General features: G+C 67.2%; 14 protein-coding genes. 5 read left to right on the top strand and 9 right to left on the bottom strand.

Translation table 11 applies throughout. From position 1 onward, the window contains the following. The first annotated feature begins 20 nt into the window (after positions 1-20). Entirely contained in the window at positions 21-698 is a 678-nt protein-coding gene (gene mtnC, locus ACI766_RS17345; protein WP_023104258.1) for an acireductone synthase, read from the top strand. 48 nt (positions 699-746) lie between these two features. Continuing rightward, positions 747-938, top strand: coding sequence for a PLDc N-terminal domain-containing protein (locus ACI766_RS17340; protein ID WP_003103184.1), 192 nt, complete (start codon positions 747-749; stop codon positions 936-938). A 15-nt stretch (positions 939-953) separates the two neighbouring features. On the opposite strand, the gene ACI766_RS17335 is transcribed toward ACI766_RS17340, so the two are convergent. Then, positions 954-1,847, bottom strand: a complete 894-nt coding sequence (locus tag ACI766_RS17335; RefSeq protein WP_003449989.1) for a DNA-3-methyladenine glycosylase family protein — start codon at positions 1,845-1,847, stop codon at positions 954-956. A 148-nt stretch (positions 1,848-1,995) separates the two neighbouring features. On the opposite strand from ACI766_RS17335, the gene speE reads away from it, so the two are divergent. The 3 genes from speE (at position 1,996) to ACI766_RS17320 (ending at position 5,991) form a co-directional block, all read left to right on the top strand. Then, on the top strand, positions 1,996-2,856 hold the full coding sequence (gene speE, locus ACI766_RS17330; RefSeq protein ID WP_003120347.1) for a polyamine aminopropyltransferase: 861 nt from the start codon (positions 1,996-1,998) through the stop codon (positions 2,854-2,856). A 160-nt stretch (positions 2,857-3,016) separates the two neighbouring features. Next, a complete protein-coding gene (locus ACI766_RS17325) occupies positions 3,017-3,886 on the top strand; it encodes a YncE family protein (RefSeq protein ID WP_003087664.1) in 870 nt (289 codons plus the stop codon). A 2-nt stretch (positions 3,887-3,888) separates the two neighbouring features. Beyond that, positions 3,889-5,991 carry an LTA synthase family protein gene (locus tag ACI766_RS17320; RefSeq protein ID WP_004342847.1) on the top strand — a complete coding sequence of 701 codons (2,103 nt, stop codon included), beginning with the start codon at positions 3,889-3,891 and terminating at the stop codon, positions 5,989-5,991. 105 nt (positions 5,992-6,096) lie between these two features. Here the strand turns inward: ACI766_RS17320 and pscU are convergent, their stop codons facing one another. Genes pscU through pscN form a run of 8 tightly spaced genes read right to left on the bottom strand, consistent with a single transcriptional unit; the run spans position 6,097 to position 12,683 of the window. Then, on the bottom strand, positions 6,097-7,146 hold the full coding sequence (pscU, locus tag ACI766_RS17315; RefSeq protein ID WP_003160027.1) for a SctU family type III secretion system export apparatus subunit PscU: 1,050 nt from the start codon (positions 7,144-7,146) through the stop codon (positions 6,097-6,099). Then, positions 7,143-7,931 (bottom strand): SctT family type III secretion system export apparatus subunit PscT, encoded by a 789-nt coding sequence (gene pscT / locus ACI766_RS17310; protein ID WP_023114220.1) that lies wholly within the window; start codon positions 7,929-7,931, stop codon positions 7,143-7,145. Before pscT ends, pscU begins: the two co-directional genes overlap by 4 nt. After that, entirely contained in the window at positions 7,928-8,194 is a 267-nt protein-coding gene (gene pscS / locus ACI766_RS17305) for a SctS family type III secretion system export apparatus subunit PscS (RefSeq protein WP_003087672.1), read from the bottom strand. The genes pscT and pscS overlap by 4 nt, the downstream gene beginning before the upstream one ends. Before the next feature lie 2 nt (positions 8,195-8,196). After that, on the bottom strand, positions 8,197-8,850 hold the full coding sequence (gene pscR / locus ACI766_RS17300; protein WP_023086384.1) for a SctR family type III secretion system export apparatus subunit PscR: 654 nt from the start codon (positions 8,848-8,850) through the stop codon (positions 8,197-8,199). Beyond that, positions 8,847-9,776, bottom strand: coding sequence for a SctQ family type III secretion system cytoplasmic ring protein PscQ (pscQ, locus tag ACI766_RS17295; RefSeq protein WP_023086383.1), 930 nt, complete (start codon positions 9,774-9,776; stop codon positions 8,847-8,849). The genes pscR and pscQ overlap by 4 nt, the downstream gene beginning before the upstream one ends. Then, a complete protein-coding gene (gene pscP, locus ACI766_RS17290) occupies positions 9,773-10,900 on the bottom strand; it encodes a type III secretion system needle length determinant PscP (RefSeq protein ID WP_171448180.1) in 1,128 nt (375 codons plus the stop codon). Before pscP ends, pscQ begins: the two co-directional genes overlap by 4 nt. Continuing rightward, positions 10,888-11,364 carry a type III secretion system central stalk protein PscO gene (gene pscO / locus ACI766_RS17285; protein ID WP_003087688.1) on the bottom strand — a complete coding sequence of 159 codons (477 nt, stop codon included), beginning with the start codon at positions 11,362-11,364 and terminating at the stop codon, positions 10,888-10,890. Before pscO ends, pscP begins: the two co-directional genes overlap by 13 nt. After that, on the bottom strand, positions 11,361-12,683 hold the full coding sequence (gene pscN / locus ACI766_RS17280; protein WP_003100796.1) for a SctN family type III secretion system ATPase PscN: 1,323 nt from the start codon (positions 12,681-12,683) through the stop codon (positions 11,361-11,363). Before pscN ends, pscO begins: the two co-directional genes overlap by 4 nt. Positions 12,684-12,864 lie beyond the last annotated feature (181 nt).

Here is a 12,864-nt window from a genome sequence, read left to right as displayed (position 1 = left end):
CGGTTTCATCCGGAGTCCGCATGACCATCAAAGCCATCCTCACCGACATCGAAGGCACCACCAGCGCGGTCAGCTTCGTTTTCGACGTGCTGTTTCCCTATGCCGCCCGGCACCTGCCGGACTTCGTCCGCGAACACGCCGGGGAGCCCGAGGTAGCCGCGCAACTGGCGGCGGTGCGTGCCGAGAGCGGTGAGGCGGACGCCGATGTCGAGCGGGCGATCGCGATCCTCCTGCAATGGATCGCCGAGGACCGCAAGGCGACGCCGCTGAAGGCCCTGCAAGGCATGGTCTGGGCCCAGGGCTACCGCGACGGTCAGTTGAAGGGCCACGTCTACCCGGACGCGGTGAAGGCGCTGCGCGAGTGGAAGGCCCGTGGGCTGGACCTGTACGTCTATTCCTCCGGCTCGATCCAGGCGCAGAAGCTGATCTTCGGCTGTTCCGAGGCCGGCGACCTGGGCTCGCTGTTTTCCGGCTACTTCGACACTACCAGCGGGCCGAAGCGGGAAAGCGCCTCCTATGCGCGGATCGCCGGGGCCATCGGCCTGCCGGCCGCGGAAATCCTTTTCCTTTCCGACGTGGTGCAGGAACTGGATGCCGCGCGCGACGCGGGCATGCGCACGCTCGGCCTGGCCCGCGAAGGCGGCAGCCTGGACGGCCATCCGACGGTGGCCAGCTTCGCCGACATCCTCGTGGAGTGAACGCGCCGGCTATCCTGAGGGAACACTCTTGCTCGGGAGCATCGCGCCATGGGTTCCACCCTCAGCGGGCTGATCAGCCTGGTCATCCTGGCCCTGGATATCTGGGCCATCGTCAACATCCTGAAAAGCGCTGCGGAAACCGGGATGAAGATCATCTGGGTCCTGGTGATCATCGTCCTGCCGGTGCTCGGCCTGATCATCTGGGCCATCGCCGGCCCGCGCGGCAACGTCAGGCTGTAGCCTCCCGCCGCGGCGCTAGCCGCCTGCGGCGTAGTGGTTCCACAGGTGGATCGCGGCGTAGGCGCGCCAAGGCCGCCAGGCCTCGGCGCGGGCCTTCAGGCTGCGCGCATCGATGCCTTGCGGCCCCCAGACCGTGGATTTCAGCAGGCCGAGGTCGGCGGCGGGGAAGGCGTCGGCTTCGCCCATGGCACGCAGGGCTATGTATTCGGCGGTCCAGGGGCCGATGCCGGGCAACGCGCAGAGGCGCTCCACCAGGGCCTCGGGGCCGTCCGCCAGGTCCAGGCTCAGCTCTCCCGAGGCGATCGCCGCGGCGAAGCGTTGCAGCGTCTGTACCCGCTTGCCGGGCATGCCGATGCCGTCGAGGTTGGCTTGCGCCAGCGCGGCGGGCGTCGGGAACAGGTGGCTGATGCCGTCGTAGCCGAGATCTTCCAGCGGCTCGCCGAGGCGCTGGATCAGGCGCCCGGTGATGGTCACCGCGGCCTTCACCGTGACCTGCTGGCCGACGATGGCGCGCACCGCCTGTTCGAAGGGATCGAAGGCCACCGGCAGGCGCAGTCCCGGATTGGCGGCCACCAGCGGGCCGAGCAGGGGATCCCCGGCGAAATGCCGGGCGATGGCGGCCGGGTCGCTGTCCAGGTCGAACATCCGGCGGACCCGTGCCTCGAGTTCGGCGGCCAGGGCATGGGCGGACGGGCTGAGGCTCAGCGCCAGGACCTGGCGTTCCGCCAGCGGTCGCACCTCGAACCAGGCCGGGCGACCGTTGGCCCGGAAGCTGCGGGCATAGTGGTCGTCACCCAGGCTTTCGACACCGGCGAGCAGGCGCAGGGCGAAATGCTGGTGGAACTGGCGCCATTCCCAGGGTGACTGGTAGGGCAGGTGCAGGACGAGGGGAGAGGTAGGCTGGCTCATGGGCAGACGATACCTGGCCGGCGCAGCCGGCGCCATCCGCCGGCGGGGTTCGACCTGTCATTGCCGCCAGCGTAGAATGCGCGCCTTTCTTCGCGGCGCGGGCAAGTCCCGCTGCCAGATTGCAGCCTTACCAGGGAGATCCCGGCCCATGAGCGATTATCAGGAAACTCTGTACCAGGGCTACGGCCAGCGCTTCAGCATCGACAACATGCTGCATGAGGTGCGCACCGAGCACCAGCACCTGGTGATTTTCGAAAACGCCCGGATGGGCCGGGTGATGGCGCTCGATGGAGTGATCCAGACCACCGAGGCCGACGAGTTCATCTACCACGAGATGCTCACCCACGTGCCGATCCTCGCCCACGGCGCGGCCCGGCGCGTGCTGATCATCGGCGGCGGCGACGGTGGCATGCTGCGCGAGGTGGCCAAGCACAAGAGCGTCGAGCGGATCACCATGGTCGAGATCGACGGCACCGTGGTCGACATGTGCAAGGCGTTCCTGCCCAACCACTCCCAGGGCGCCTTCGACGACCCGCGGCTGAACCTGGTGATCGACGACGGCATGCGCTTCGTGGCTACCACGGAAGAACGCTTCGACGTGATCATCTCCGACTCCACCGACCCGATCGGCCCTGGCGAGGTGCTGTTCTCCGAGAACTTCTACCAGGCCTGCCGGCGCTGCCTGAACGAGGGTGGCATCCTGGTCACCCAGAACGGCACGCCGTTCATGCAACTGGAGGAAGTGCGCACCACCGCCGCACGTACCGACGGGCTGTTCGCCGACTGGCATTTCTACCAGGCGGCGGTGCCGACCTATATCGGCGGCGCCATGACCTTCGCCTGGGGTTCGACCCGCGAAGGCCTGCGTCGCCTTCCGCTGGAAACGCTGCGCCAGCGCTTCCGCGACAGCGGCATCGCCACCCGCTACTACAACGCCGATATCCACCTGGGCGCGTTTGCTCTGCCGCAGTACGTGCTGCAGGCCATCGGCAAGCAGGACAACGACTGACGCTTCACCAAGAAGGGCCGCAAGGCCCTTTTTCATGTGTCGCTCCGACATCCCCTGTTACTGCCAGCTAACATTTTTTTCACAATCGATCCGGGAAAATCTGCGCGCTTTTTTCCGTTGCCATGGCTATAAATGGCAGTTTTGTCCTTGAGTGCATCGAATGCTGACCAAACGATTGCGCCAGAGCGGCGTAGTAGTCTCCTGCCTGCTCGGTAGCGTCCTCTTCATCGCCCTGGCCTTCCTCGGCTGGCAGCGTTTCGCCCCGGCAGCCACCGTATCCGGCTGGACCTACCGGGTAGTGCTCGAGGACATTCCCCACGTCAGCGCCCTGGCCCGCGACCCGGACGGCCTGCTCTACGTGAGCCAGGAGTTGCAGGACGGCAAGGGCCTGGTGTTCCGCATCGCCGCCGATGGCAGCCGCGATACGGTGCTCGACGGGCTGTCCAAGCCCGACGGCATGGCCAGCTTCCGCGACGGCATCGCGATCAGCCAGGAGCAGGGCGCCTCGCCGGTGTTCTGGTGGCATGCCCAGCAGGCCCGGCCGCTGTTCGACGGCATCCAGGTGGAGGGCGTCGCCAGCGACGGCCGCTACCTGTACGCCGCCGAGGATCGCGACCTGGACGGGCGGATTCTCCGCTACGACCCGGAGACCGGCGGACTGACGGTACTGCGCGAGGGATTGCAGCGCTCCGAAGGGGTGGCCGCCTGCCCGGACGGAAGCGTCTTCTACACGGAAAAGAAACGTGGCCACGTCATGCGTCTGCATGAGGGGGCCGAGGACGAGGTGGTGCTGAACGGACTGAATGCACCGAGCTTTTTGCTGTGCGACAGCGAAGGCCTGTGGATCACCGAGGACTCGACGCATAACGCGCGAGCCTTGCTGCTGCCGCCCGACGGGCCGCTGCAGGTGATCGTACGGCGCCTGCGTTCCGCACAGTCCCTACTGCCCATCGGGCCCGGCCGCTACCTGCTGGCCGAGCAGGGGCGGGACCGCATTCTCGAAATCGAACGACAGAAGAGCGAATTGTAAACATGGACCAAACGGAAGTCCGAACCACCCAATCGCCCCCACGGCTGTTCCAGCCCACCATCCGCAGCCACCTGGCGTTCACCGCGCTCAGCGCGCTGGTGCTGCTGGTCATGTTCAGCCTGCTGCGCCTGGCCTTGCTGATCTACAACCGCGAACTGATCGGCGCGACCCCGGCGAGCACCTTCCTCGAGGCGTTCGGCAACGGCGTGCGTTTCGACCTGCGGGTCGTCGTCTATGCAGTGGCGCCGCTGGTGCTGTCGTTGTTCGCGGTACGCGCGATGGCCGCTCGCGGCCTGTTCCGTACATGGTTGACGCTGTTCGCCAGCATCACCCTGTTCCTCGGCGTACTCGAACTGGACTTCTACCGCGAGTTCCACCAGCGCCTGAACAGCCTGGTCTTCCAGTACATGTCGGAAGACCCGAAGACCGTCATGAGCATGCTCTGGTACGGCTTCCCGGTGGTCCGCTACCTGCTGGCCTGGGCCTTCGCCACCTGGGTGCTGTACCGGGTGTTCAAGGCCATCGACCTGGCGACCCGCCCGAGCCAGCGCAAGCCGCGCGAAGACAGCGTGATCGCCCGGCCGAGCGCTGCCGCGCCCTGGTACGTGCGCGGCGTGGTGCTGTTCCTCTGCGTGCTGGTCTGCGTCCTCGCCGCCCGCGGCACCCTGCGCCAGGGCCCGCCGCTGCGCTGGGGCGATGCCTTCACCACCGAATCCATGTTCGCCAACCAACTGGGCCTGAACGGCACCCTGACCCTGGTCAAGGCGGCCAAGGAGCGCTTCTCCGAAGACCGCGCGAACATCTGGAAGGCCACCCTGGACGACAAGGTCGCCCTGGAGACCACCCGGCAGATGTTGCTGACCCCCAACGACAAGCTGGTGGACGCCGATGAGGCCGCGGTGCGCCGCGAGTTCACCCCGCCGGCGGCGAATGCCCTGCCGATCCGCAACGTGGTGGTGGTCCTGCTGGAAAGCTTCGCCGGCCACTATGTCGGCGCCCTGGGCGCGCCGGGCAACATCACGCCGTATTTCGACAAGCTGTCGAAGGAAGGCCTGCTGTTCACCCAGTTCTTCTCCAACGGCACCCATACCCACCAGGGCATGTTCGCCACCATGGCCTGCTTCCCCAACCTGCCGGGCTTCGAATACCTGATGCAAACCCCGGAGGGCGGCCACAAGTTCTCCGGCCTGCCGCAGTTGCTCAGCGCCCGCCAGTACGAGGACGTCTACGTCTACAACGGCGATTTCGCCTGGGACAACCAGTCCGGCTTCTTCAGCAACCAGGGCATGACCACCTTCATCGGCCGCAACGACTATGTCGACCCGGTGTTCTCCGATCCGACCTGGGGCGTCTCCGACCAGGACATGTTCGCCCGTGGCAACGAGGAACTGGACAAGCTGGCGAGCACCGGTAAGCCGTTCTATGCGCTGTTGCAGAGCCTCTCCAACCACGTGCCCTATGCGTTGCCGAAGGACCTGCCGGTGGAGCGCGTGACCGGCTACGGTTCGCTCGACGAGCACCTGACCGCCATGCGCTATTCCGACTGGGCGCTGGGCCAGTTCTTCGAGAAGGCGAAGAAGTCGCCGTACTACAAGGACACCCTTTTCGTGGTGGTCGGCGACCATGGCTTCGGCAGCCCCGAGCAGCTCACCGAGATGGACCTGCACCGCTTCAACGTGCCGCTGCTGCTGATCGCCCCCGGCATCCAGGAGAAGTTCGGTACCCACCTGCCGACCGTCGGTACCCAGGTCGACATCGTGCCGACCATCATGGGCCTGCTCGGCGGCGAGACCGTCCACCAGTGCTGGGGCCGCGACCTGCTGAACCTGCCGGAAGGCGACAAGGGCTTCGGCGTGATCAAGCCGTCGGGCAGCGAGCAGAACGTCGCCATCGTCTCCGGCAACCGCATCCTGGTGCGGCCGAAGGACGGTGACGTGCGCGTCTACGATTACCAGCTGGGCGGCGATGCCAAGGCGGTGATCACCAAGGAAGTGCCGGACCAGGCCGAGCTGCAGAAGAAGCTGGAGTCGTTCATCCAGACCGCGACCAAGAGCCTGCTGGAGAATACCGCGGGCGTGGTACACGGGATCCCGGACAAGGACTGACCCGTAGCAAGCATGTGAAAGGGGCCTTCGGGCCCCTTTTTTTCGGCGCCAGGTCGCAGCGTCTTTCGTCGCCGGTGCCGAGGCGGCCGCTCTGCCCGATAGCGATCAGGGCGTATCCGTCTGCTGGCTTTCCAGCCAGCGCAGGACTTCGGCGGTGGCCTGGATCAGGTCCGCCGGTATGTACTGGTCGACATTGCCGTCGCGCAGCAGCGCCCGTGCCAGCGGAATTCGTTGCAGCACCGGGATTCCTTCTTCCTCGGCGATGCGCCGGACCCGCAGGGCCAGGGCGTCGGTGTGCTTCAGGGTGACCAGCGGCAGGGGCGTTTCGCCGCGTCGATAGCGTATGCCGATGGCGACGTGGGTCGGGTTGGCGACGATCACCGAGGAGCGCCGGACATCCGCGCGCAGGTTGCTCGATTGCAGTTCCTGATGGAATTGCCGGCGCTTGCTCTTGATCTCCGGACTGCCCTCCATCTCCTTGTACTCGCGCTTCACCTCGTCCTTGCTCATGCGCAACTGCTTGTAGTGCTGGTGGCGTTCGAAGGCGTAGTCGGCGACGGCAATCGTCAGGAAGCCGACCGCGCAGACCAGCATCAGCTGCCTGAGCATCAGCCCGCTCACCGGTGCCACGCAGTCCAGCCCGCAGGCGGGAATCCGCAGGAGGCTGGCCAGGTTGCCCTGCAAGGTCAACCAGACCAGCAGGGAGAGCAGGGCGACCTTCAGGGTCGACTTGAGGAACTCCACCAGGCTCCGGATCGAGAAGATCTTCTTCGCGCCCTCCACCGGGTTGATCTTCTTCAGGTCCGGCTTGACGCTGTCGAGGCTGAGCAGGAAACCGTACTGGCCGACATGGCTGAGCACCACCACCAGCGCCGCGACCAGCAGGACCGGCGCCAGCAGGTAGAGGAGCTCCTGGAGAAGGTTCTCCAGGATGGTCTCCAGCGCCTGGCGAAACGGCAGGTCGATGTACTCGGCGGGCAGCAGGAGCAGCTTGCCGAGATGCTCCAGGTAGTAGTCGGAAAAGCCCATCAGCAGCGCCACCAGCGACAGGATCAACGCGCTGGAGACAATTTCCTTGCTCTTCACCACCTGGCCTTGCCGGCGGGCGTCGCGCAGCTTCTTCGCCGTGGGCTGCTCGGTCTTCTCGGCGCTCATGGCGTCTCCAGCACGGGACGCAGCAGGCGCAGCGGGTCGACGGCGAGCAGCAGGGCATCGTAGGCGTGCTCCATGAGGATGCCCAGGTAGAGCACCAGCAGCAGGCTGGCCACCAGGCTCTTGATCGGCATGGCGAGGATGAACACGTTCAGCGACGGGGCGAAGCGGCTGACCAGCGCCAGGCCGAACTCGGCGAGGAACATGGCGATCAGCAGCGGCGCGGCGAACAGCGCGCAGAGCATCAGCATCTGCGAGAACTGCGCGTAGAAGAATGCCACCCATTGGCTGCCGAGCTGCGGGAAGAAACTGCTCACCGGCCAACTGGCATAGCTCCTGAACAGCGAGCCGACCAGCGCGAGGAAGGCGCCGCCGGAGAAGAACAGGGTGATCAGCGTCTGCGTCAGCAGCAGCCCGGTGGGGCTGGTCTGGCTGCCCAGGCTGGGGTTGAGGGTCGAGGCGAGTGCCGCGCCACGCTGGTTGTCGATGATGAAGCCGGTCGCTTCCATGGCCCAGAAGGGAATGGTGGCGACGAAGCCGATGAGCAGGCCGAGCAGCACTTCCTTGCCGATCAGCAGGGCGATGTCCAGCGCGCCGAGGGCCGGCGGCAGGCTGCCGGCGACGATCGGGTAGGCGAACAGCGCCAGCGAGCAGGCCACGCCGTTGCGCACCAGGCCGCCGCCCAGGGTCTGCTTGGCCAGCACCGGCAGGACCACGAAGCAACTGATGATCCGCGGCAGCAGCAGGCTGTAGGTCAGCAGCAGTTGCTGCAGGTCCTGGACGCTCATCGCACCAGCGGCACCTTCAGCAGGGTCATTTCGGCGAAACGGTACAGCTCGCCGCCCAGCCAGCCGCTGGTGGCGAACAGTACCACCACCACGGCCACCAGCTTGGCGACGAAGCCGAGGGTCTGCTCCTGGATCTGGGTGAGTGCCTGGACCAGCGATACCAGGGTGCCGATCAGGGCCGCGACCAGTACCGGCGGCAGCGACAGGACCAGCACCAGCCACAGGGTCTGGTTGGTGAAGTGGAGGATGTCGGCGCTGCTCATGGTCAGCCTCCGTAGCTGATGACCAGGCCGTGGGTCAGCCGCGCCCAGCCGTCGAGGAGGACGAACAGGAGCAGCTTGAACGGCAGGGAAATGGTCATCGGCGACACCATCATCATGCCCATCGCCAGGAGGATGTTGGAGATGATCAGGTCGATGGCGATGAAGGGCAGGTAGATCAGGAAGCCGATCTCGAAGGCACGGGTCAGTTCGCTGACGGTGAAGGCCGGCAGCAGGATCAGCAGGCTGTCCGGGTCGAGCCGCTCGGCGTATTCGCTGGGCCAGACCTGGTGGGTGCTTTCCATGAAGAAGGTGTGTTCGCGCTCCTGGATCTGCCGCTTGAGGAAGTTCCGGTAGGGCGCCATGCCCTCGTCGAGAAAGCGTTCCACCGATGCCGAGTCGCTCAGGCTGACGTCGTGGTTGCGCAGGTAGTCGCGGGTGGCGAAGCCGACCGGTGCCATCACGTACAGGCTGAGGATGATCGCCAGCCCGTACATCGCCATGTTCGGCGGAATCTGCTGGACGCCCAGGGCGTTGCGCAGCAGCGAGAAGACCACGGTCATCTTGATGAAGGAGGTCGCCATCACCGCGATGAACGGGACCAGCGCGAGCAGGGCCAGGCCGAGGATCAGGCCGAGCTCGTCGGGCAACTGGATCATGCTTCGTCGTGTCCGAACAGGCGGGTTACGCGCACCCCGAGCCGATCCTGGAGCCTGACCAGTTCGCCGATACCGAGGCAGCGCTGGTTGGCGAGGATGCGCACTTCGCCGTCCAGGGCACTGTCGAGATCGAGCAGCGAGCCTGGCTGCAGGGTGGAGAGGGTATGCAGGTCCAGGGTGCGGCGGCCGACCTCGAAGCTGACCGGGATCGGCAGTTGGTCGAGTTCGTGCAGGTCCTCGCCGTCGGCGAGGGAGGGGATGTCGTGCATGTCGAGCAGTTCCAGTTGCGTGGAGTGGAGTTGGCAGCGCGCCCAGGGGCGTCCTTCGAGAACCCCCAGCAGCGCTGCGTCGGGGCGATGACCGGCAGGCAGCAGCAACAGGTCGCCGGGCTCCAGGGTGCGCAGCTCGCTGGCGTCCAGCGGCAGGCCGGGCCATTGCAGCGACAGGCGCAGCGGTATGGCCAGGCGTTGCGTCGAGGGGCGCGGCGGCAGGCGTGCCAGCAGCGTCGCGGGATCGCCGTCGAGCCAGAGCGCCAGGCGCTGGTCGTCGCGTTCCAGGCTCAGACGCAGGCCCATCGCAGCGCGTGGTTGCGCCGGGCTCAGGCCGTACCAGACCAGGCCGGGAAAGACGTTGCCTTCGCGCTCCAGCAAGGCCAGTTGCAGGGCCGCCGGCAGGCTGGCGAAGGCTGCCTCCTGCAGGTTCGGCGCGAGCCAGTGGGCCAGCGCCGGAGCCTGGCAGAGAAAGCGCAGGGGCAGGCCGTCCCACGCCAGGCTCAGTTCGAGATCGACGTCGGGGGCGGCCTGGGCGATGTCCAGGCGCGCTTGCAAAGCGTTGCCGACATAGTGGCGACGGCAACGCGCGAGACGTCGCTGGAGATCCAGTTCGGCGCGGCTGGCGAGCGGCAGGTCGAGGTCCGTACCGTTCATTCGGCTTGCCACTCTTCATGCAGGTAGCGACGTTGCCGCGAGCGCTGGCCGCTGTCCTGCTGCTGGTTGAAGGTGAGTTGCACCGGTTGTTCCGGATGCAGCCGTTGCAGGCGTTCGAGCAACTCGCCACGGGCTTGCTGGAGAAACGCCAGGCTGCCGGGGCTGGCACTGATCTCGACCTGCAACTGGCCATGGCCATGCAGGACCTGCACCTCCACGGCGCCGAGCTGGGGCAGTCGCACCTGCAGGCGCGCCGCATGGCTTTCGGCTGCGCTGGCGACCTGGATGCGCCCCTGCACGGCATCGAGCAGGCGCGCGAGATCGGCCAGCGGCAGTGGCCGGCTCCCGCTCGATGCCAGCAGGCGTGCCAGCAGGCGGTCGCCGGGGGTTTGCATGGCGGGCAGTGGCACAGGCGCTTGGTCGTCGGGGGGCTGTGCGGATGGATCGGTTTCTCCGGGTTGCCGACGCTCCTCTCCGTGGCCTTCGCCGCCCGCTGTCGGCGCGGGCGGCGAAGCCTGGACACTGGCCTGCGCCGTGGGCGCGACCTCGGCAGCGGTTTTCGCCGGGAAGCCGGGGCCGGGCTGTGGCCGCTCATGCGTCCGACCTGCGATTTGCGGGTGGGAGGACACCGGCACCAGCGGCGGTTCGTCGACCGGAGGCGCCGAAGCGCTGGCCGGCTCCCGGCCTTGCGTGGACGCCGCGACGCGCGCGGTGACTGCCGGCGCTTGCCGTGCTACCGATCCGGACGGCGACACTGTTGGCGTTGGCGTTGGCGTTGGCGTTGGCGTTGGCGTTGGCGTTGGCGTTGGCGTTGGCGTTGGCGTTGGCGTTGGCGTTGGCGTTGCGTCCGCGGCAACTGGCATGGGGGGCTGCCGAATGGTCGGCGGCCGGTCGGCGGCAGGCGCCGCGGGCTGGTCGGCGAGAGGCGTCGAGGTCGGCGCGTCGGCTGTCGCGGCGGTCTCCGTCGTTTCGTCGCCCTTGTCGAACGGTGGCCTGGGCGCCGGCGGTCGGTGCGCGGGCAGGGCCTGTTCGAAGGCGATCTGCTGCGCGCGCAGCGGCGGAAGGGGGGCAAGGGTGTCGGACGACACGAGCGGAGCCGTATCCACGGCGTTCAGCTTGAGCATGGCCAGGTCTCGTGGCGGGTGAATTCTTCCAGTTCGCCTTCCTCGCTGCGTTCGCGCAGCCCCTGGCGCTCGGCGTCGACGTGGCGCTCCAGTTCGGCGAACTTCTCCAGTTGCCGCTGGCGTTCCAGCAGCTCTCGCCGGCACTGCCGCAGGCGCTCGCGCTCCCCTTCGAGGCGCTGCGCGGCCTCGGCGCAGTCCTGTTCCAGGCCGGCTTCCTTTTCCCGCAGCAGCCCTACCTGCTGCTGCCAGGCTTCCAGGCGCCGGCGGTCGAGCATGGCCGCCTGGCAGGCGAGAAACAGCCGTTGCTCTTCGGCCAGTCGCCAGTCGCGGTAGTCCCGTTGCGCCGCCTGGCGCTCGGTGTGTTCCTGCGCCGCGGCGCGAACCCGTAGCAATTGGCGGCCCTGGGCGCGCTCGGCCCGGTCCAGGCGCAGGCGTCGGACGCGCAACAGCAGCGCCAGGCTCATGCGCAGAGGCTCCGCAACTGCGCGCAGGCCTGTGCGTAATCGCTGGTTTCGTGGGTACCCTGGCGCAGCCACTGGCGGATCGCCCCGATCTTCTCGATGGCCTGGTCGGCTTCGCTGTCCTGGCCTTTCTGGTATTCGCCGATCTTCAGCAGCAACTCGACTTCCTCGTACTTCGCCAGCCATTCGCGCAAGCGTCCGGCCGCATGGCGCTGATCGTCGTCGACGATCTGGTTCATGACCCGGCTCACCGAGTGCAGCACGTCGATGGCCGGATAGTGGTTGGCGGCGGCCAGCTTGCGCGACAGCACGATGTGCCCGTCGAGAATCGAGCGGGTCTCGTCGGCCACCGGCTCGCTCATGTCGTCGCCTTCCACCAGCACGGTGTAGAGCGCGGTGATCGAGCCCCGCTCGGATTGCCCGGCACGCTCCATCAAGCGTGGCAGCGCGGCGAACACCGATGGCGGATAGCCGCGGCGGGTGGGCGGTTCACCGGCCGCCAGGCCGATTTCGCGCTGGGCCCTGGCGAAGCGGGTCAGCGAGTCCATCAGCAGCAGGACGCGGCGTCCCTGGTCGCGGAAATACTCGGCGATGCTGGTGGCGACGAAACCGGCCTTGGCGCGCTCCATCGCCGGTCGGTCGGAAGTGGCGACCACCAGCACCGAGCGGCGCAGCCCCTGTTCGCCGAGGTCGCTTTCGATGAACTCGCGGACTTCGCGACCGCGTTCGCCGACCAGGGCGAGTACCGTCACATCCACCTCGGCATTGCGCACCAGGCTGGCCAGCAGGGTGCTCTTGCCGCCGCCGGCGGCAGCGAAGATGCCCATGCGCTGGCCTTCGCCGCAGGTCAGCAGGCCGTCGATGGCGCGCACACCCAGCGATAGCGGCCGCTCTATCAGGCGCCGGCTCATCGGTTGCGGGGCATCCCGGTAGACCGGATACCAGGCCGCCGGCTCGGCCGGCGGGCTGCCGTCGAAGGGGCGGCCGAGGCCGTCGAGCACCTGCCCGAGCAGGTGCTCGCCAACCGCCACGCGATGCATGCCGCCGGTAGGGCTGACTTCGGTGTTGGAGGAAACCCCGAGCATCTCGCCGAGCGGGGTGAGCAGCGCCTGGTGCTGCTGGAAGCCGATGACCTCGGCGAGCAGTGCCAGGCTCTGGTCGGGATTGCGCAACTGGCAGAGTTCGCCGATGCGCACGCCGGGCACCACGGCCTTGAGCAGGGTTCCGGTGACCTGGGTGACCCGCCCGCGGATCTGGATCGGCCGGCAGCCTTCGATGGCGTGGCGCATCCGGACGATGAGAGGAGAGAGAGGCGCGGGCATGGCGGGTCGGTTCGGCTGGAGTCGGCGCGCACTATAGAGAAAGCCTCGCGCGACGAATTTCAGTGCCAGCCGGGAGTTTTTAGAAATCGGTTGCCGCCGCGGCTAAAAAAAACCGGCCGATATTGGCATCGGCGGCACCGGGCCGGTTCCTATACTGCGCCGCCTTTGCAGACCAGGAGCC

Source organism: Pseudomonas sp. DL (genome assembly GCF_047199225.1).
In the GTDB taxonomy this organism is placed as follows: Bacteria; Pseudomonadota; Gammaproteobacteria; order Pseudomonadales; family Pseudomonadaceae; genus Pseudomonas; species Pseudomonas aeruginosa.
This window is presented reverse-complemented; position numbering and strand designations above follow the sequence as displayed.

Excerpts from the sequence above, each read along its gene's own strand:
- mtnC (WP_023104258.1), top strand. The coding sequence starts at position 21 with ATGACCATCAAAGCCATCCTCACCGACATCGAAGGCACCACCAGCGCG.
- ACI766_RS17340 (WP_003103184.1), top strand. The coding sequence starts at position 747 with ATGGGTTCCACCCTCAGCGGGCTGATCAGCCTGGTCATCCTGGCCCTG.
- ACI766_RS17335 (WP_003449989.1), bottom strand. The coding sequence starts at position 1,847 with ATGAGCCAGCCTACCTCTCCCCTCGTCCTGCACCTGCCCTACCAGTCA.
- speE (WP_003120347.1), top strand. The coding sequence starts at position 1,996 with ATGAGCGATTATCAGGAAACTCTGTACCAGGGCTACGGCCAGCGCTTC.
- ACI766_RS17325 (WP_003087664.1), top strand. The coding sequence starts at position 3,017 with ATGCTGACCAAACGATTGCGCCAGAGCGGCGTAGTAGTCTCCTGCCTG.
- ACI766_RS17320 (WP_004342847.1), top strand. The coding sequence starts at position 3,889 with ATGGACCAAACGGAAGTCCGAACCACCCAATCGCCCCCACGGCTGTTC.
- pscU (WP_003160027.1), bottom strand. The coding sequence starts at position 7,146 with ATGAGCGCCGAGAAGACCGAGCAGCCCACGGCGAAGAAGCTGCGCGAC.
- pscT (WP_023114220.1), bottom strand. The coding sequence starts at position 7,931 with ATGAGCGTCCAGGACCTGCAGCAACTGCTGCTGACCTACAGCCTGCTG.
- pscS (WP_003087672.1), bottom strand. The coding sequence starts at position 8,194 with ATGAGCAGCGCCGACATCCTCCACTTCACCAACCAGACCCTGTGGCTG.
- pscR (WP_023086384.1), bottom strand. The coding sequence starts at position 8,850 with ATGATCCAGTTGCCCGACGAGCTCGGCCTGATCCTCGGCCTGGCCCTG.
- pscQ (WP_023086383.1), bottom strand. The coding sequence starts at position 9,776 with ATGAACGGTACGGACCTCGACCTGCCGCTCGCCAGCCGCGCCGAACTG.
- pscP (WP_171448180.1), bottom strand. The coding sequence starts at position 10,900 with ATGCTCAAGCTGAACGCCGTGGATACGGCTCCGCTCGTGTCGTCCGAC.
- pscO (WP_003087688.1), bottom strand. The coding sequence starts at position 11,364 with ATGAGCCTGGCGCTGCTGTTGCGCGTCCGACGCCTGCGCCTGGACCGG.
- pscN (WP_003100796.1), bottom strand. The coding sequence starts at position 12,683 with ATGCCCGCGCCTCTCTCTCCTCTCATCGTCCGGATGCGCCACGCCATC.